Origin of the sequence: Rhizobium cerradonense, from assembly GCF_030182455.1 — a bacterium.
Taxonomy (GTDB): Bacteria; Pseudomonadota; Alphaproteobacteria; order Rhizobiales; family Rhizobiaceae; genus Rhizobium.
Map to the genome: position 1 here is coordinate 66,319 of NZ_JAQJCK010000019.1, position 18,566 is coordinate 84,884.

Sequence of the window (18,566 nt, forward strand, 5' to 3'; positions counted from 1 at the left end):
TTAGGGCTCTCCGCCTGCAGATCCGTTGTCTGCCGATCGCTGCCGCAGGTCGGCTATGATGTCTTTTATCTGCTCCCGCGCCGCATCGATGCTGCCGCCGGTGTCGATGACATAATCCGCCCGCGCCCGCTTCTCCGCATCCGGCGTCTGGCGGGAGAGAATCATGGCGAATTTTTCCTCAGTCATGCCCGGCCTGGCAAGCACTCTTTCCCGTTGAATCTGTGGATCGCAACTGACGACGACGATCTTGTCCACCCGTTCATTGGCGCCGGTCTCGAACAGCAGGGGGATATCGAGCACGACGATATCGGCACCGGCGGCACGCTGACGTTTGAGAAACGTTCGTTCGCGCTGCCGCACCAGCGGATGAACAATGGCCTCAAGTCGCTTGAACCCGGAGGGATCGGAGGCGAGTTTGCGGCCAAGCTCCTGCCGGTCGACGGCCCCATCCTTCGTCGTTCCGGGGAAAGCGGCTTCGACCAGGGGAACGGCTTCGCCACTATAGAGATCATGCACGACTGCGTCGGCATCATTCACGGGGATGCCCGCTTCGGCGAAGAGCTTGCCCGACGTCGATTTTCCCATACCGATCGATCCGGTCAGTCCAATGCGGATCATCAGTGTTTTTCCATATCGGCGATGATCAGCGCCCGGAGCGCCTCATCGACCACCGGACGCTCGCCGAACCATTTTTCAAAACCCGGCACAGCCTGATGCAGCAACATGCCAAGCCCGTCGACTGTGGCGAAGCCTTGTTCTTCCGCCTGGGCAAGCAACGGCGTTTTCAGCGGCACATAAACAATATCGGTGACAACGGCATTTTCGGCCAGCGGCGAAAAATCAATCTGCGGCGCCGCCTCACCGTCCATGCCAAGCGAGGTGGTATTGACAAGAAGACCGGCACCTCGCATCACCTCATCCAGCGCCGCCATCGGATGGGCATGGACACGCTCGCCGAAGCGATCGGCCAGTTCCCTTGCCCGCTCGACAGTGCGATTAACGACGTGAATTTCCGGAATGCCGCGATTGCGCACCGCCTGGATGACGGCGCGGCTCGCGCCGCCCGCACCCAGGATCACCACTCGTCCGGTACGATCCCAACCGGGATGGCGCTCATCCAGATTGGCCGTGAAACCGCGGCCGTCCGTGTTGGTCGCATGCAGCAAGCCGTCCTGAAGCCAGAGCGTGTTCGAAGCACCGAGCTCCTCGGACAATTCATCCGGGCGATCCGCCAGCTTGAATGCCGTCTCCTTGTGCGGGATCGTCACATTGCCGCCGACAAAGCCGCTCGAACCGTCCTTCAAGGAAGCGATGAAGGCCGGGAAATCATCCGGCGAGACCTCGTGCGCACGATAATTGCCGGCGAGACCGAGTGTGCGAAGCCAATGGCCATGGATCAAAGGCGAGCGAGAATGCTTGATGGGATAGCCCGTAACGAAGGCGTTGGGGCCGAATGTTTCACGTGAATCACCCATCGATCACTCCCAATTCGCGAAGCTGCTGAAGGAGCGGCAGCATCGGCAATCCGACGATGGTAAAGTAATCGCCGTCGATTTTCGAGAAAAGCTGTATCCCCTCAGCCTCAAGCTGATAGGCGCCGACGCTCGACAGCGCCTTGTCGCCGACACGGCTCAGATGACGGTGGACAAAATCGGCCGAAAGATCGCGCATGGTCAATTCCGCATGGGACACATGTTCCCAGATGATGTCGCCGTTGCGCGCCAGTGCGATGGCACTGTTCAAACGATGAGTCTTGCCAGACAGTTTTCGCAGATGGTTCTCGGCGTCCGCCATCGTTTTCGGTTTATGAAAAACTTCATCGCCGAGCGACATCGTCTGGTCCGAACCAATGACGAGCGAGTCGGGGAAACGATCGCTCACCTCTTTCGCCTTGGCTTTGGCCAGCACCAGCGCCACAGCATCCGGCCCGGCGCCATCCTTCTCCAGCGGCGCTTCGATTGCGCGTTCATCGATCTGAGCCGCCACCGCCTGGAAATGTAGACCGGCATTTTGCATCAGCATCCGCCGGAACGGGCTGGAAGAGGCAAGAATGAGCGGTGCTGTCATATCGGATAAACCTCGGGGAATCTTGGTATCCAGCGCTTAGCGCAGCTTCGGGCGCAGGGCAACAATGGCGGCCGCGGTCTCTTCGATCGAGCGGCGGGTGACATCGATGACAGGCCAATTGTGCCGGGCACAGAGCGAGCGGGCGTATTTCAGCTCCTCGGAGATCGCTGCGCGATCGACATAGTCACCACGATCGAAACCGGCCGTCGCCCCGAGGATACGGTTTTCGCGAACCTGCGATATCCGGTCGGTGGTCGCCACCAGCCCGACGATGAGCGGTTTGGTCGCCCTGATCAAACTCTCGGGCAAAGGCACGCCATGGACGATCGGAATATTGGCCGTCTTGATGCCTCTATTGGCAAGATAGATGCTGGTCGGCGTCTTCGATGTCCGGCTGATGCCGATGATGACGACATCGGCGTCATTATAATCATCCTGCATCTGTCCATCATCATGATCCATGGTAAAGTTCAGCGCTTCGATGCGAGCGAAATAATCGGCATTCATTACATGCTGGGCGCCGACCCTGCGCCGGGACGCCGCTCCGAGATAGGTCTGGAAGACATTCATCACCGGCTCGAGGACATTGACGCAGGGCACACCCATCTCGCGGCAGCGCTCGGCGATGAAATCAGCAAGTTCACGGTCGACGATCGTATAAAGGACTATCCCGGGACTATGGTCGATCGCTTCCAGCACCGGCAGGAGCTGCTTGCGGTTCCTGATCAGGGGATAGACATGTTCGATCGGCTGGCTGGCATGGAATTGCACCGAGGCGGCGCGGCCCGCGGAGATCAGAGTCTCGCCGGTTGAGTCAGAAATCAGATGCAGATGAAAGAAGCTTGTCCGGTTTTCCACGCTACTTTCCATTGCCTGTTGATATGTCGGGAGAGAAGAGAGGTACGGGAAGCGGCCGGTCGGGGGCAAGTGGAAAACCGCCGACTTTTCCACATTTCGAATTTGGCCGAGGACGCTTCGCCGGAGATTGTGGGCAATGTGGATAATTTGCGGCTTTCAGCCAGCCTCCCCATTTTATCCCCAGACAGGCCTGAAATAAAAGGCAAGCCAAACCCTTCAAAAGATTGATCTAAGTTTTACTTTTTCCACATATCCGGCGCTCCAGCCGATCTCTTTGCCGGATCTTGATGGATGCGCGACATTTTGGATCGGCCGTGGATGGATTTTAATCCTTGATAGTCACCGACTCTAAGAAATAGAAACCTTAGATATATGTTTGGTTTTTAAATGGGATGACGTCTTTGAGCGATGAACGCCGGAAGATCATGAGAGTGCTCAGTGGTGAAACGCTGACCCCTCCCCCTCTCTGGCTGATGCGCCAAGCCGGCCGCTATCTTCCGGAGTATAGGGAGACAAGGGCAAAGGCCGGGAGCTTTCTCGAGCTCTGTTATACCCCGGAACATGCGGTCGAAGTGACGTTGCAGCCGATCCGGCGGTATGGCTTTGACGCTGCAATCCTGTTCTCTGATATATTGGTGATCCCCGATGCGCTGAAACGCAATGTGCGTTTTACCGAGGGCCATGGTCCGGAGATGGATCCGATCGATGAAGCCGGTATTGCGGCGTTGAAGGCCGGCGGCGTCATTGATCATCTGGCTCCGGTGATCGAGACGGTACGGCGGCTGCGGAGCGAACTGCCCGAAGAGACGACGCTGCTCGGGTTCTGCGGCGCGCCCTGGACGGTCGCGACCTATATGATTGCTGGCCATGGCACACCGGATCAGGCCCCTGCCCGACTTTTCGCTTACCGGCATCCAAAGGCATTCGAGCATCTGTTGATGCTGCTTGCCGATATTTCCGCTGACTACCTGGTGGCGCAGATCGATGCTGGCGCGGATGCGGTGCAGATCTTCGATTCCTGGGCGGGCGTGCTCGGTGAAACGGAATTCGAGGCTTTTGCCATCAAGCCGGTTGCCAGAATGATCGCTTCGGTCAAGGCGCGGCGGCCGCAAGCGCGGATCATCGCCTTTGCCAAGGGCGCGGGCTATCTGCTGAAAACCTACCGGCAGAAGACAGGAGCCGATGCGATCGGTCTCGACTGGTCGGTGCCGCTAAGCTTTGCGAGGGAGCTGCAACAGGAAGGGCCGGTGCAGGGCAATCTCGATCCGATGCGTGTCGTTGCCGGCGGTAAGGCTCTTAGCGATGGGATTGACGATATTCTGCAGCATCTCGGCCATGGTCCGCTGATCTTCAATCTTGGCCACGGCATCACGCCGCAGGCCGATCCATCCGATGTCGCCGCCTTGGTCGAGCGCGTGCGCGGATGGAAGGGCTGACGAGATGAACGAGCAATCGGGAGAAAAGCAGATAGATCCTCGCGCCGGCGCATACGCCAGCCGGCGCGCCTATTTCATGATCCTGCTGTTCGCGGCATTGGCGATCGGCCTGTTTGCCTGGCATCCGGACAATCTCTATCTCTGGATCAAGGCCTTTCATATCATCGCGGTGATCTCGTGGATGGCCGGGCTTTTCTATATGCCGCGGCTTTTCATCTATCACACCGATGCCGAGCCCGGTTCGCAGCAGTCGGAAACCTTCAAGGTGATGGAGCGCCGGCTCTTGCGAGTGATCATGACGCCGGCAATGATGCTGACCTGGATTTTCGGGCTCTATCTCGCCTGGTCCGTTTACGATTTCCACGGCGGTTGGCTACATGCCAAAATCGGCCTTGTCGTGCTGCTGACCATCGTCCATATGTTCTTCAGCCGCGCCGTTCGCGCCTTTGCGCGCGATGAAAACCGGCATTCGGCTCGCTATTGGCGGTTCATGAACGAGGCGCCGACGGTGCTGATGATCCTGATCGTCATTCTGGTCGTGGTGAAGCCGTTTGCGTGAAATAAGACGCAGAACTTAACGCGAAACTTAAATTTCCTTCATTTTGCCAGCCCCCCTTGCGGGGCCGAAAGTGAATCGCTATTTTCCCGCCATCTCTTCTTCGTGGCATGTATCAGTTCTGTCGCCCGCGAACACCCTCATCGCGGTTCTGAATACGACCAACATTGCCTTTCCCCTTCTAAAACAGAGTAAATCCCTTCATGGCTGAAATGAAGCTTCAAGAACTTAAGAATAAATCCCCGACCGATCTCCTGGCCTTTGCCGAATCGCTCGAGGTCGAAAATGCGAGCACGATGCGCAAACAGGAACTGATGTTTGCCATTCTGAAGGTGCTTGCCAGCCAGGACGTGGAAATTATCGGCGAAGGCGTTGTCGAGGTCCTGCAGGACGGGTTCGGCTTCCTGCGTTCCGCCAATGCCAATTATCTGCCGGGTCCGGACGATATCTATATCTCTCCATCGCAGATCCGCCGCTTCTCGCTGAAGACGGGCGATACGGTTGAGGGGCCGATCCGCGGACCGAAGGAAGGCGAGCGCTATTTCGCGCTGCTCAAGGTCAACACCATCAATTTCGACGATCCGGAAAAGATCCGTCACAAGGTCCATTTCGATAACCTGACGCCACTTTATCCGAACGAACGCTTCCGCATGGAGCTCGACGTTCCGACCTCGAAGGACTTGTCGCCGCGCGTCATCGATCTCGTGGCGCCGCTCGGCAAGGGTCAGCGCGGCCTGATCGTAGCACCGCCGCGCACCGGTAAGACGGTGCTGCTGCAGAACATCGCGCATTCGATCACCGCCAATCATCCGGATTGCTATCTGATCGTTCTTCTGATCGACGAACGTCCGGAAGAAGTGACGGATATGCAGCGTTCCGTGCGCGGCGAAGTCATTTCGTCGACCTTCGATGAACCCGCCGTTCGCCACGTGCAGGTCGCCGAAATGGTCATCGAAAAGGCCAAGCGCCTTGTCGAACATGGTCGCGACGTCGTCATCCTGCTCGATTCGATCACCCGTCTTGGCCGCGCTTACAACACGGTCGTCCCCTCATCGGGTAAGGTTCTGACCGGTGGTGTTGACGCCAACGCCCTGCAGCGTCCGAAGCGCTTCTTCGGTGCCGCCCGTAACATCGAAGAGGGTGGTTCGCTAACGATCATTGCGACGGCGCTGATCGACACCGGCAGCCGCATGGACGAAGTGATCTTCGAAGAATTCAAGGGCACCGGCAACTCGGAAATTGTCCTCGACCGCAAGGTTGCCGATAAGCGCATCTTCCCGGCGATGGATATTCTGAAATCCGGCACCCGTAAGGAAGACTTGCTGGTTCCGCGCCAGGATCTGCAGAAGATCTTTGTTCTCCGCCGTATCCTTGCGCCTATGGGCACTACGGATGCGATCGAATTCTTGATCGACAAGCTGAAGCAGACGAAGAACAATCCGGACTTCTTCGATTCAATGAATACGTAATCCTTAGCCGGATTCATCGTTCATTTGAGCGTCGGGTATCCTATGAATTTGATCGGGTCGCTTTATGCGGCCCGATTTTGTTTGTAAGCATGTGCCGTAGGCTTTGAAAGTCGATCTCGGCCAATTCGATTCGGATGCGGATCAATTCTATGCAGCACTCCAGCGATACGATCTTTGCGCTTTCCAGCGGCGGTCTCCCGGCGGGCGTCGGAGTCGTCCGCATCAGCGGTTCGGAGGCTCTGGCGGTGACCAAGGCGCTCGTCGGAGCGTTGCCGAAGCCGCGGCAAGCGGCGCTGAAAACGATTCGGACTCGAAATGGTCTCGTGATTGACCGAGGCTTAGTCCTTATTTTCCCCGCTCCAGCTTCCTTTACCGGGGAGGATTGTGCCGAGATTCACGTTCATGGCGGCAAAGCGGTTGTGGCCGCACTTCTCAAGGAGCTCGCCGGCGTTAAAGGCTGCCGCTTGGCGGAACATGGCGAATTTTCGCGCCGCGCCCTTGAAAATGGCAAGATGGATCTGGTGGAAATCGAAGGCTTGGCCGATCTCATCGCAGCCGAGACGGAAATGCAGCGCCGGTTGGCTGTGGAACACGCGGCGGGCGGTCTTTCAAAGCTTTATGAGGGATGGGCGGATCGTTTGACACGCGCTCGGGCTCTTATCGAGGCGGAGCTGGATTTTGCGGATGAGGATGATGTGCCAGGTTCGGTATCCGATCTGGTCTGGACGGATATGGCAAAGCTGCAATCCGAATTGTCAACGCATCTTGCTGGGGCCGATTTGGGCGAGATTGTCCGGGATGGGTTAAAAGTCGTTATTGCCGGCGCGCCGAACGCCGGCAAGTCGAGCTTGATGAACGCACTGGCGCGCCGCGAGGTGGCGATCGTGACGGATATTGCTGGAACCACGCGTGACGTTCTCCATGTCGATCTCAATATCGAGGGATATGCGGTCAGGCTCTATGACACTGCCGGCTTGCGGGACACGGAGGAAGTCATTGAACGCGAGGGGATCCGGCGGGCGCTGAAAACAGCGTCGGAGGCGGATATTATTCTGTCGTTGGCTGAGATAGGGACCGTCCCGCAAACCGAATTCGACGGATTTGACGGAAAAGTCTTTCGAATAGGCACTAAATCGGACATACATCCGATTGGTGGTGAAGATTACGATCTTCGCATTTCTTCCACGACTGGCGCAGGCTTGGCCGAACTGCATCAATTGTTGGTTAACGATTTGCTAACGCGGTCATCAGCACTTTCATTGGCTTTGCCGAGCCGCTTGCGGCATCGGACGATGTTAGCGGAAAGTATGGAGGCACTGAACCAGGCCGTGACCTTCAATGCTGCAGGCTTGGATATACGCGCGGAGTTCCTGCGGCAGGCTGCGCACAGTTTAGGCCGCATCACCGGAAGGGTAGATGTCGAGGATTTGCTTGATGTTATCTTTTCCGAATTCTGTATCGGCAAATGATTCACGTGAAACACGGCGTTAGGTACGCTGTGGAAAACGTTTCACGTGAAACCTTCTTGACTCCTGATTTTGGTGTGCCAAACAGACGGCAATACCGAGGGCTTTACGATGCTCGATAAAATATATGATGTGATTGTTGTGGGTGGTGGACATGCGGGCAGTGAAGCTGCGGCCGCAGCCGCCCGTCTGGGCGCACAGACCGGGCTCGTCACCCATAAACGCGATACGATTGGTGTGATGTCGTGCAATCCCGCGATCGGCGGCCTGGGCAAGGGTCACCTGGTTCGCGAGATCGACGCCCTCGATGGTCTAATGGGCCGCGTCGCGGATGCGGCAGGTATTCAGTTCCGCATGCTGAACCGGAAGAAGGGTCCGGCCGTTCGCGGTCCGCGCACCCAGGCAGACCGGAAGCTCTATCGTCTCGCCATGCAGCGTGAGATCGACGCGATCGAAAACCTGGACCTGATCGAAGGGGATGCCTTTGATCTTGCCATAGAAGGTGACCGTGTCTCCGCGGTGATTCTAAAGGATGGCCGCATCCTTCGATGTGGTGCTGTCGTTCTGACGACCGGGACCTTTCTCCGTGGCTTGATCCATATTGGTGATAGAAAGATCCCGGCTGGCCGAGTTGGGGAGGAACCCTCGATGGGCCTATCCGCCACGCTGCATCGTTATGGTCTGGCGCTCGGCCGTTTGAAGACCGGGACGCCGGCGCGCTTGGATAGCACGACCATTGACTGGGATTCCGTGGGCCGCCAAGGCGCTGATGACGAGCCCGTGCCCTTCTCTTTCATGACGGATGCCATTACGACTCCGCAAATCGAATGCGGGGTGACGCGGACAACGCCGGCAACGCACAAGATCATTGCGGACAACCTCCTGCGGTCGGCGATGTATTCCGGCCAGATCGAGGGTGTGGGTCCGCGTTATTGTCCATCGATCGAAGACAAGATCGTTAAGTTCGGCGAGCGCGACGGTCACCAGATTTTTCTGGAGCCGGAGGGGCTCGACGATACGACCGTCTATCCCAACGGCATATCGACCTCGCTTCCCGAGGACGTACAGGATGCATTTATCAGAACCATTCCGGGTCTGGAACGAGTCCGAATTCTGCAGTGCGGCTACGCGATCGAATATGATCATGTCGATCCCCGCGAATTGAAGCCATCGCTCGAAGTCATGAAGATTCCCGGTCTGTTTTTGGCTGGGCAAATCAATGGAACCACGGGTTACGAGGAAGCTGGAGCACAGGGCTTGATTGCCGGCCTGAACGCCGCTCGCTTAGCCTCCGGCGGAGAGGCTGTGAAGCTCAGCCGCACGGAATCCTATATTGGAGTAATGATCGACGACCTCACCTCTCGTGGAGTGGCCGAACCCTATCGCATGTTCACCTCTCGCGCAGAATATCGTTTGTCCCTGCGAGCCGATAACGCTGATGTTCGGCTGACACCGCTGGGGATGTCTATTGGTTGCGTCGATGTGAATCGCGGCGAGCGGTTCAAAATCTATATGGAGAAGCTCGAGCAAGCTCGGGCTCAATTGAAGAGTTTGAGTGTCACGCCGACGGAAGCGGCAAAAGCCGGGCTGCATCTGAATAAGGATGGTCAGCGCCGATCGGCATATGATCTTCTATCCTATCCGGGTCAATCCGTTGACTCACTGTCTGGCCTGTGGCCGGAGTTGCGATCGATCGAGGGCCGCGTCGTTGAAGCTGTCGAGATCGAAGCTGCCTATGCAGTCTATATGGATCGCCAGACTTCGGACATCGTGCAGGTGCGACGCGAAGAAGAGCGCGTAATTCCGATGGGCTTCGATTTTTCCGTCTTGTCCGGTCTATCGAACGAGCTGAAGCAGAAGTTGACGGCTGCGCGCCCGAAGAATATTGCACAAGCGTCGCGTGTCGACGGGATGACGCCGGCGGCCATATCGCTTTTGTTGGCCCATCTGCGGAAGCACGTCGAGGCGGAAGAGCAGAAGCTCGTTTCCTGATATTGCAAGGTGTGAGAGTCCTGCCATGGAATTAAACGGTGTGCGTGTTTCACGTGAAACACAGGGACGCTTGCAGCATTTTGCTGAGCTGTTTCAGAAGTGGGCGAAGACCATTAATCTGGTGGCGCCCTCGACGATCAACGATCTCTGGCAAAGACATATTGCCGATAGCGCACAGATCTTTCAACTTCATCCGAAACCAGCCCGATGGGTTGACCTCGGTAGCGGCGGCGGTTTTCCCGGCATCATTACCGCCATTCTACTGGCGGAACAGGCCGATGGACATGTCGATCTGGTGGAGAGCAATCAGAAAAAGGCTGCGTTTCTGCGGGTTTGCCTCAGGGAATGCGAGGCTCTCGGCGCCGTCCACGCCATCCGTATCGAGGAAGCGCCGAAGGTCATTCGTCACTGCGAGGTGATCTCGGCAAGAGCGCTGGCCGAGCTGGATGTGTTGCTGGACTACGCAGCGCCTTGGGCGGAACGCAACGAAAATATCCGTTTGCTGCTGCATAAAGGCCGGGATTACGAGCGTGAAGTCGAGAAAGCCCGTGGTCGGTGGGAATTCGATCTGGTAAAACACAACAGTGTGGTCGAGCGAGATTCTGTTATTTTGGAGTTAAATCGCCCTCGACGTCGAATTTAACCATAATTGGATATGCGGCAATGATCGGCGAGCGAAACCGGATTATTACTATCGCAAATCAAAAGGGTGGCGTCGGCAAGACAACCACTGCGATCAACTTAGCCACGGCCCTAGCCGCTATCGGCGAGCGGGTCTTGATCGTCGACCTCGATCCGCAAGGCAACGCCAGCACCGGCCTGGGCATCGAACGGCGGGATCGAAAACTGTCGTCCTATGATCTCCTGGTCGGGACCCATACGATTCTTGATACGGTTCAGGAAACGGCTGTCCCCAATCTCTACATCATTCCCTCGACGATGGATTTGCTTGGGATTGAGATGGAAATCGCTCAACAGTCCGATCGTGTCTTCCGGCTGCGCCGCGCGCTGAATGGCGCGGCTACCGCTTTTTCCTACATCCTGGTCGATTGCCCGCCCTCGTTCAACCTGCTGACCATGAACGCCATGGCGGCCGCCCATTCGGTTCTGGTGCCGCTGCAGTGCGAATTCTTTGCGCTGGAAGGTCTCAGCCAGTTGCTGGAAACCGTCGATCAGGTGCGCCGCACCGTCAATCCCCTGCTCGATATTCAGGGTATTGTCTTAACCATGTTTGATTCCCGCAACAATCTTGCGCAGCAGGTCGTCAATGATGTGCGCACGCATTTGGGCGAGAAGGTCTACCATACGTTGATACCGCGCAATGTTCGCGTATCTGAAGCGCCCTCTTATGGCAAGCCGGCGATCCTTTACGATCTAAAATGCGCCGGCAGTCAAGCCTATCTGCAACTGGCGTCGGAAGTGATCCAGCGGGAGCGGCAGCGTAAGGCAGCCGCCTGATCTATTGTTTGTTCTGAAGTGAGTAATTGCGATGAATGATGATGTTTCGAAACGGCGTCTCGGCCGCGGCTTGGCCGCTCTCATCGGAGAGATGGATCAGCCGACGCCGGTGGACGCCGGCAAGCCGGGCGTCAATCCGGATCGCATGGTGCCAATCGAATTCATCAGCCGCAACCCAAAGAATCCGCGTCGCTATTTCGACGAAACCGAGCTGCACGATCTTGCCAGCTCAATCCGACAGCACGGCATCGTTCAGCCCGTGGTCGTGCGTACGGTCTCGGTCGATCGCTATGAAATCATAGCCGGAGAAAGACGCTGGCGCGCGGCGCAACTGGCCGGCCTGATCGAAATTCCCGTTATCGTGCGCGATGTTGATGACAAAACCGCTCTGGAAATCGCCATCGTTGAAAATGTTCAGCGCGCCGATCTCAATCCTTTGGAAGAAGCGCTGGGCTACGAGCAGTTGATAGCCGAACATGGCTATACGCAGAATGACCTTGGCGAGATCATTGGCAAAAGCCGCAGTCATGTCGCCAATTCGCTGCGCCTGCTGAAGCTGCCGGAACCGGTTCGCGACATGCTCGCCGGCGGTAGTCTATCGGCCGGCCATGCACGCGCGCTGGTTTCGACTTCCGATCCGGCAGCACTTGCTCGGACGATTGTTTCCAAGGGAATGTCGGTGCGTGATGCCGAGCGGCTGGCGCAGAACGATATCAAGGCTCAGAACGATCCCCGCCCCGTAAGCGCTCGCAAGGACGAGAAGGATTCCGATACGCTGGCGTTGGAAAGAACATTATCCGACACGCTGGGGCTGGACGTCGCGATCAATCATCGTGGCAGCGGCGGTCAGGTGAAGATCTCCTACAAGACCCTGGAGCAGCTCGAAGAGATTTGCCGGCTGCTGGAGCGGCGTTGAGCGGTTTCGCGTCAGTCAGCCCTTGCGGGCCGATTGCAGCGTGGTTGCCAGCAGCGTCTGGGTGGCGATTGTGTCTTCCAGACTGGCGCGTTGCCGCGTTTGAAGAATGGCGGCCTGCAATCTGTTCATTTCCCGCGCGATTGCCGGCGCCGTCCAGCTCTTGAGGGCCTGTTCGATGATCGGCTTACGGCGGAAGTGCAGGTGCCGGCCGAGTGTCTGCATGACCTGTGCCGGCGGCACGCGCTTTTCGTCCATTTCCGTCCGCATCATGTCCAGCAACTGAAATTGTCTCAGACAACCCTGAAGCACGAGAAACATCGGTGTTTTGGAAGACGCGATTTTTTGCATGGCATGCAGAAAAGCTTCGGAATCGCCTTTGAGAATGGCATCCACCGCGTCATCTGCCGAAATGGCGCTGGCATCGCCGATGATATCGGTGACGTGATCCTCTTCAATTGTCCCCTGCCCGCGGCAATAAAGCGCCAGTTTACGGACTTCGTTGCGCGAAGCGATGCGATCGCCGCCGAGAAACTCTAACAGGATTTGACGCGCCGCCGGTGTGATGCGCAGATTTTCGTTGGCCAGCTCCACATCGATGAGGCTGTTCAGCGCGCGAATGTCGTCGGTATAGCACGGAATAGTTGCGACAGCTTTGGAAGTCTCTGCCACCTTGCGAAGGCTGGAGCCCTTCTTCAGATCACCGCCCTCGACAATGACAAAACTGGCATCCGGCGGATTATTGGCAATAATCTGCAGCGAATCGACGAGAGCCTTTTCGTTGGCGGCACCGCGGATCCACACCAGCTTTTCACCGCCGAAAAGGCCGATAGCATTGACCTCATCGAGCAGGCGGCCGGCATCGTTTTGGAGATCGCTCACATCGAGCTTGATCAGGGAAAAAGGGTCGTTCAGATCAACGCCGGTCTTGCCGGCGATCTGCCCTGCCCGCTCGGAGACAAGGCCGCGGTCAGGGCCGTAGATGACAAAGAGGCGGTAGCTGCGCGCGGCGTTTTGGAGAAATCCGTCAAACTCGTGGGATTTGATTTCCGCCATGCCGCGCGCTCATATTAACGGCTAAGCGCCGCAGCGATGTCGGCGCCTACCAGCTCGGCAACTTCGCGGGCTGCGCGGTCTTCAGAATCGCGGATGGCGCGTGCCTTGGCGAATTCCTGAGTTGGGAAGTCCACCAGCGACGTGACTGAGCGGCTACCGGATTTCAGAACCTTGCCATCGCTGGCATCCTTGAGGGTGAACGATGCCGTCACCGTCGTGCGGCCTGCGGCCGACGTATCGGAGGACGGCAGGTAGAGAACGCCGCCCGTGCCGGAGCTAACGCTCAGATCGACCGTATATTTCGGGGTCTTCGTTTCGCCGGCGCCGCGGCCGGCGATGAAGATCAATTGATTGCGAACCTGCTGACCGACGCGCGAACCGGCGTCGGAAAAGGCAACGTCCGCGAGCTTCTGCGTCACGCCGGTACTCTCCGCGTAAAGCGGCTTGACCTGGCATGAGGACAAAAGACTGGCAACGGCAACCAGAGACGCAACGCCTGCAGCGCGAGCGAGCTTGAAAAGACTATCAGACGACAATGTTCACGATCCTCTGTGGAACGACGATGATCTTCTTTGGCGCCTGACCATTCAATGCGCTTGCGACGGCATCCAGGGCGAGTACAGCCTCTTGCACGGCATTCTGATCTGCATCGCGCGCAATTGTCAATTCGGCGCGCTTTTTGCCGTTAATCTGCACCGGATACACGATCTCATTCTCGACGACGAGCACTTCGTCGTAGCGCGGCCAAGCGCTCACGGCGACCAGATGCGCATTGCCGAGCGCTGTCGAGCATTCCTCGGCCAGATGCGGCGTGATCGGTGCGACCAATGCGATGAGAATCTCGACCGCTTCACGAACGGCGGAACGATAGCTGGCATCCGTGTCGCCAGCGGCGACCTTGGCCAGCGGAGCAGCCAATGTGTTGACGAATTCATAGATGCGCGCGACGGCCTTGTTGAAGGCGAGCTTATCATAATCGCCCTGAACCGCTTTCAGCGTGCGATGGGCGACCTGTGAGATCGCCAGCGCGCTGCCTTCTTTAGCCGGAGTCGCGCTGACGGTCTTCAGCGCGTCAGCGGCCTCCGACACCAAGCGCCACATGCGCTGCGTGAAACGATGCGCGCCCTCGACACCCGCTTCCGACCAGATAACGTCACGGTCGGGCGGCGAATCGGACAGCACGAAGAAACGAGCCGTATCGGCGCCGTAGGAGGCGATGATATCGTCGGGGTCGACGACGTTCTTCTTCGATTTCGACATTTTCTCGATTGCGCCGATGGTTATCTCTTCGCCGCTCGACAGCAATGTCGCGCGGCGCTGACCGTCGGTTTCCTCGATGCGGATGTCGGCTGGCGATACCCATTCGCGCGTCAGGCCATTGCCACGGCTATAGGTCTCGTGAACGACCATACCCTGGGTGAACAGGCCCTTGAAAGGTTCCTTGGCCGCGACATGACCGGTTTCGCGCATGGCGCGGGTGAAGAAGCGGGAATAGAGCAGATGCAGGATCGCATGCTCGATGCCGCCAATATATTGATCGACGGGCAGCCAGCGATCAGCGGCCGCTTTGTCGGTGGGCTCATTTTCCCAAGGTGCCGTGAAGCGAGTGTAGTACCAGCTAGAATCGACGAAGGTATCCATGGTGTCGGTTTCCCGGCGGGCATCCTTGCCGCACTGCGGGCAGGCGACATGCCGCCATGTCGGATGGCGGTCGAGCGGATTGCCCGGCTGGTCGAAGGTGACATCGTCCGGCAGCTTCACCGGCAGATCCTGCTTCGGCACTGGCAGGACGCCGCAATCCTCGCAATGGATGACCGGGATCGGGCAGCCCCAATAGCGCTGGCGCGAGATGCCCCAGTCGCGCAGGCGGAAATTCACCTTGCGCTCGGCCTGCGGCGCATTGCCGAGGCTTGTCGCCGACAATTTCGTCGCCACCGTCTCAAAAGCTTCTTCAATGCTCATGCCGTCGAGGAAGCGCGAATTGATCATGACGCCGTCGCCATCATAGGCGACATCGTCGATGCTGAAGCTTGCGGCGTCACCATCCCTCGGCATGACGACGGGCACGACCGGCAGGCCGTATTTACGGGCGAAATCCAGGTCGCGCTGGTCACCGGAGGGGCAGCCGAAGATGGCGCCGGTGCCATAATCCATCAGCACGAAATTGGCGATATAGACCGGCAGCTCCCAGGACGGGTCGAGCGGATGGCGGACGCGGATACCCATGTCCATGCCCTTCTTCTCGGTGGTTTCCAATGCGGCAAGCGAGGTGCCGGCGCGGCGGCATTCTTCGCAGAAGGCATCGATAGCCGGATTCACCGCTGCCGCTTCCTTCGCCAGCGGGTGGTCGGCCGAAATCGCCAGGAATGAGGCGCCGAACAAGGTGTCCGGACGCGTGGTATAGACGGTAATTTCGCGTTCAGAGTTGGGCGAGGTTTCTAGCACGATTTCCCAACGAATCGTCAGGCCTTCGGAACGGCCGATCCAGTTCTTCTGCATCAGCCGCACTTTTTCCGGCCAATGGTCGAGCGTATCCAGCGCGTCCAGCAGGTCCTGGCTGAATTCGGTGATCTTGAAGAACCATTGCGTCAGCTCGCGCTGTTCGACCAGCGCGCCGGAGCGCCAGCCGCGGCCGTCGATGACCTGCTCGTTGGCGAGCACTGTGTTGTCGACCGGGTCCCAGTTGACCTTGGACTTCTTGCGGTAAACCAGGCCCTTCTCCATCATGTCGATGAAGAGCATCTGCTGGCGATGGTAATAGTCGACGTCGCAGGTGGCGAATTCGCGGCTCCAGTCCAGCGACAGGCCCATGGCCTTCAACTGCGCCTTCATCGAGGCGATGTTCTGGTAGGTCCATTCCTTCGGATGCACTTTGTTGTCGCGGGCGGCGTTTTCCGCCGGCATGCCGAAGGCGTCCCAGCCCATCGGATGCAAGACGTTGTAGCCACGGGCGCGCTTGTAGCGGGCGACGACGTCACCCATGGCATAGTTGCGCACATGGCCCATATGGATGCGGCCCGACGGATAGGGGAACATCTCGAGGACGTAATATTTCTCGCGCGGATCGGCGTTGTCAGTGAGGAAGACCTTTTCCTCGTTCCATTTCTGCTGCCAGCGAGGCTCGGCATCGCGCGGATTATAACGTTCGGTAGCCATCTGATCTTGTATTCCAGAAAATCATGGGGAGTTGGCCGTGACCTTCATCACGAAACCAACCAAGCGTCAAGTTTAGCGGGTGCGGCAAGTGCTTTATCTTGCAAAGCAAAGCCGGATTCTGTGGCATCGGCCCTTGGCAAAGGCCGCCTGCCTCATTACTGCAAAGTCTCAAGGAACAGGCGTCAATATCGAGGTGAAAAGATGGAACTTCAAGAGCGGTTGAACGCGGTTCGTGCCCATATCGCTGCAGCGGAGCATCAAGCCGGTCGACCGGCGGGTGCCGTGCAGCTCGTCGCCGTTTCCAAGACCTTCGATGCCGAAGCGATTCGCCCTGCCATTTCGGCCGGCCAGCGGGTGTTCGGGGAAAACCGTGTGCAGGAAAGCCAAGGCAAGTGGCCGCTGCTCAAGGCGGAAACGCCCGAGATCGAGCTGCATCTGATCGGGCCGCTGCAATCGAACAAGGCGGCGGATGCCGTGGCCTTGTTCGACGTCATCGAAACGGTGGATCGCGAAAAGATCGCCCGCGCCCTCGCCGATGAAATGAAACGGCAGGGCAAGGTGCTGAGGCTTTATGTGCAGGTCAATACCGGGCTGGAGCCGCAAAAGGCCGGGATTGCGCCGGACGATACGACCGCCTTCGTCGATTTCTGCCGGAAGGAGCTTGGACTTTCGATCGAGGGACTGATGTGCATACCGCCAGCGGATGAGAATCCTGGGCCGCATTTCGCGTTGCTCGCCAAGCTAGCCAAGAAGAGCGGGGTCGAGAAACTCTCCATGGGCATGTCGAGCGACTATGAGATTGCCGTGGCTTTCGGCGCTACGAGCGTTCGCGTTGGGTCGGCGATTTTCGGAGCTCGGTGAGGCCCAAAAGAAAGCCCCGGTGAAAACCGGGGCTTCGAACTCGCTAGAGAGCTGATCGCGTCTCAATAACGGTCGTCGTCGTCATCGTCCGGCGTGGTGGACTTCAGCGACTTCAACTTGGCGAAGACGGCGTCGGCGTCGATTTCCTTTTCCTTCTCTTCATCGCGATCATAGCTGAAGCCGAGCTTCTCGGTTTCCTGCGCCGGCTGCAGCGTCGCGCCGAGTTCGGCGGCTGTCGGCAGCGGACGGCCCTTGGCGGCCTTTTCGACTTCCATGTCGAGGTCGATCTGGCTGCAGAGGCCGAGCGTTACCGGATCCATCGGCGTCAAGTTCGTCGAGTTCCAGTGCGTGCGGTCACGGATCTGCTCGATGGTCGACTTGGTGGTTCCGACGAGGCGGGAAATCTGTGCGTCCTTCAGTTCCGGATGGTTGCGCACCAGCCAGAGAATGGCGTTCGGGCGATCCTGGCGCTTGGAAACCGGCGTGTAGCGCGGGCCACGACGCTTGGATTCCGGCACGCGAACCTTCGGTTCGGAAATTTTCAGCTTGTGGTTCGGATTGGCTTCGGCGCGGGCAATTTCGTCGCGCGAGAGCTGGCCGGTGGCGATTGGGTCGAGGCCCTTGATGCCCTGTGCCGCTTCGCCATCGGCGATAGCCTTGACTTCGAGCGGATGCAGCTTGCAGAACTGTGCAATCTGGTCGAACGACAAGGCCGTATTGTCGACAAGCCAGATGGCTGTTGCCTTCGGCATGAGCAATTGTTGAGCCATGGATATAGTCCTTCTGTCAGTCCGCGCCGGTGTCGCGGTCCGGGGTGTAACACCACATTGTCCGGGAAATATGGCCCTATATAACCGCAGCGTTGCAGAATTGCAATTCTTTGCCGATGAAATGCGCTTTGTCTAATTGCTGTCGTAACTTGAGCTGCTATTGATGGCACGGAATGAGCACCCATAGTCTCGATAGAGGGTGCCAAGGTTGAGGAGGAAATGATGTCGGAAAAGATTCATCCGGTGACGAAGCCGGTTCAAGCGCGCGCTTTGATCGACGCGGCGAAATATCAGAAATGGTACAAGCAAAGCGTCGAGGATCCCGACAGGTTCTGGGGCAAGCACGGCGAACGCATCGACTGGTTCAAGCCCTACACCAAGGTCAAGAACACGTCTTTCACGGGCAAGGTCTCAATCAAATGGTTCGAAGACGGACTGACCAACGTCTCCTACAATTGCATCGACCGCCACCTGAAGAAGCACGGCGATGACGTGGCCTTCATCTGGG

At 57.9% G+C, this 18,566-nt stretch carries 18 protein-coding genes; 10 read left to right on the forward strand and 8 right to left on the reverse strand.

Annotated features, from left to right (window positions below; translation table 11 throughout):
• From coaE to PH547_RS28415, 4 genes are read right to left on the reverse strand one after another with little or no spacing between them, the layout of a single operon-like run.
• The gene (gene coaE, locus PH547_RS28400; RefSeq protein WP_104821433.1) at window positions 1-618 is read right to left on the reverse strand and encodes a dephospho-CoA kinase; all 618 of its coding nucleotides are present in this window, start codon (window positions 616-618) and stop codon (window positions 1-3) included.
• On the reverse strand, window positions 618-1,475 hold the full coding sequence (locus tag PH547_RS28405; RefSeq protein WP_285170036.1) for a shikimate dehydrogenase: 858 nt from the start codon (window positions 1,473-1,475) through the stop codon (window positions 618-620). Before PH547_RS28405 ends, coaE begins: the two co-directional genes overlap by 1 nt.
• Window positions 1,468-2,067, reverse strand: coding sequence for a Maf-like protein (locus PH547_RS28410; protein WP_104821431.1), 600 nt, complete (start codon window positions 2,065-2,067; stop codon window positions 1,468-1,470). Before PH547_RS28410 ends, PH547_RS28405 begins: the two co-directional genes overlap by 8 nt.
• 36 nt (window positions 2,068-2,103) lie before the next feature.
• A complete protein-coding gene (locus tag PH547_RS28415) occupies window positions 2,104-2,925 on the reverse strand; it encodes a pyruvate, water dikinase regulatory protein (RefSeq protein WP_104821430.1) in 822 nt (273 codons plus the stop codon).
• 401 nt (window positions 2,926-3,326) lie between these two features.
• On the opposite strand from PH547_RS28415, the gene hemE reads away from it, so the two are divergent.
• The 8 genes from hemE (at window position 3,327) to PH547_RS28455 (ending at window position 12,218) form a co-directional block, all read left to right on the forward strand.
• Window positions 3,327-4,361: a uroporphyrinogen decarboxylase gene (gene hemE, locus PH547_RS28420; protein ID WP_285170037.1), complete on the forward strand. Its 1,035-nt coding sequence runs from the start codon at window positions 3,327-3,329 to the stop codon at window positions 4,359-4,361.
• 4 nt (window positions 4,362-4,365) lie between these two features.
• Window positions 4,366-4,920: a protoporphyrinogen oxidase HemJ gene (hemJ, locus tag PH547_RS28425; protein WP_104824926.1), complete on the forward strand. Its 555-nt coding sequence runs from the start codon at window positions 4,366-4,368 to the stop codon at window positions 4,918-4,920.
• 200 nt (window positions 4,921-5,120) lie between these two features.
• Window positions 5,121-6,386 (forward strand): transcription termination factor Rho, encoded by a 1,266-nt coding sequence (gene rho, locus PH547_RS28430; RefSeq protein ID WP_004127423.1) that lies wholly within the window; start codon window positions 5,121-5,123, stop codon window positions 6,384-6,386.
• Window positions 6,387-6,535: 149 nt separating this feature from the next.
• Window positions 6,536-7,855, forward strand: coding sequence for a tRNA uridine-5-carboxymethylaminomethyl(34) synthesis GTPase MnmE (gene mnmE, locus PH547_RS28435; protein WP_285170038.1), 1,320 nt, complete (start codon window positions 6,536-6,538; stop codon window positions 7,853-7,855).
• A 108-nt stretch (window positions 7,856-7,963) separates the two neighbouring features.
• Entirely contained in the window at window positions 7,964-9,844 is a 1,881-nt protein-coding gene (gene mnmG / locus PH547_RS28440; RefSeq protein ID WP_285170039.1) for a tRNA uridine-5-carboxymethylaminomethyl(34) synthesis enzyme MnmG, read from the forward strand.
• A gap of 25 nt (window positions 9,845-9,869) precedes the next feature.
• Complete coding sequence (gene rsmG / locus PH547_RS28445) at window positions 9,870-10,487, forward strand: 16S rRNA (guanine(527)-N(7))-methyltransferase RsmG (protein ID WP_104824924.1); 618 nt, start codon at window positions 9,870-9,872, stop codon at window positions 10,485-10,487.
• A gap of 20 nt (window positions 10,488-10,507) precedes the next feature.
• A complete protein-coding gene (locus tag PH547_RS28450; RefSeq protein WP_104824923.1) occupies window positions 10,508-11,302 on the forward strand; it encodes a ParA family protein in 795 nt (264 codons plus the stop codon).
• A gap of 31 nt (window positions 11,303-11,333) precedes the next feature.
• The gene (locus PH547_RS28455; RefSeq protein ID WP_104824922.1) at window positions 11,334-12,218 is read left to right on the forward strand and encodes a ParB/RepB/Spo0J family partition protein; all 885 of its coding nucleotides are present in this window, start codon (window positions 11,334-11,336) and stop codon (window positions 12,216-12,218) included.
• 15 nt (window positions 12,219-12,233) lie between these two features.
• Here PH547_RS28455 and holA read toward each other — a convergent pair whose 3' ends face one another.
• From holA to leuS, 3 genes are read right to left on the reverse strand one after another with little or no spacing between them, the layout of a single operon-like run.
• Window positions 12,234-13,271 (reverse strand): DNA polymerase III subunit delta, encoded by a 1,038-nt coding sequence (gene holA / locus PH547_RS28460; protein WP_104824921.1) that lies wholly within the window; start codon window positions 13,269-13,271, stop codon window positions 12,234-12,236.
• Between the two features lie 14 nt (window positions 13,272-13,285).
• Window positions 13,286-13,807: an LPS assembly lipoprotein LptE gene (gene lptE / locus PH547_RS28465; protein ID WP_104824920.1), complete on the reverse strand. Its 522-nt coding sequence runs from the start codon at window positions 13,805-13,807 to the stop codon at window positions 13,286-13,288.
• Window positions 13,797-16,427: a leucine--tRNA ligase gene (leuS, locus tag PH547_RS28470; RefSeq protein WP_104824919.1), complete on the reverse strand. Its 2,631-nt coding sequence runs from the start codon at window positions 16,425-16,427 to the stop codon at window positions 13,797-13,799. Before leuS ends, lptE begins: the two co-directional genes overlap by 11 nt.
• 201 nt (window positions 16,428-16,628) lie before the next feature.
• Here leuS and PH547_RS28475 point away from each other — a divergent pair, with 201 nt between their 5' ends.
• Window positions 16,629-17,288, forward strand: a complete 660-nt coding sequence (locus PH547_RS28475) for a YggS family pyridoxal phosphate-dependent enzyme (RefSeq protein WP_285170040.1) — start codon at window positions 16,629-16,631, stop codon at window positions 17,286-17,288.
• Window positions 17,289-17,350: 62 nt separating this feature from the next.
• Here PH547_RS28475 and PH547_RS28480 read toward each other — a convergent pair whose 3' ends face one another.
• Window positions 17,351-18,058 (reverse strand): DUF1013 domain-containing protein, encoded by a 708-nt coding sequence (locus PH547_RS28480; protein WP_104824917.1) that lies wholly within the window; start codon window positions 18,056-18,058, stop codon window positions 17,351-17,353.
• A 222-nt stretch (window positions 18,059-18,280) separates the two neighbouring features.
• Here PH547_RS28480 and PH547_RS28485 point away from each other — a divergent pair.
• Window positions 18,281-18,566 (forward strand): acetyl-coenzyme A synthetase N-terminal domain-containing protein (locus PH547_RS28485; protein WP_285169756.1); only part of this gene is annotated, 286 nt, incomplete at its 3' end.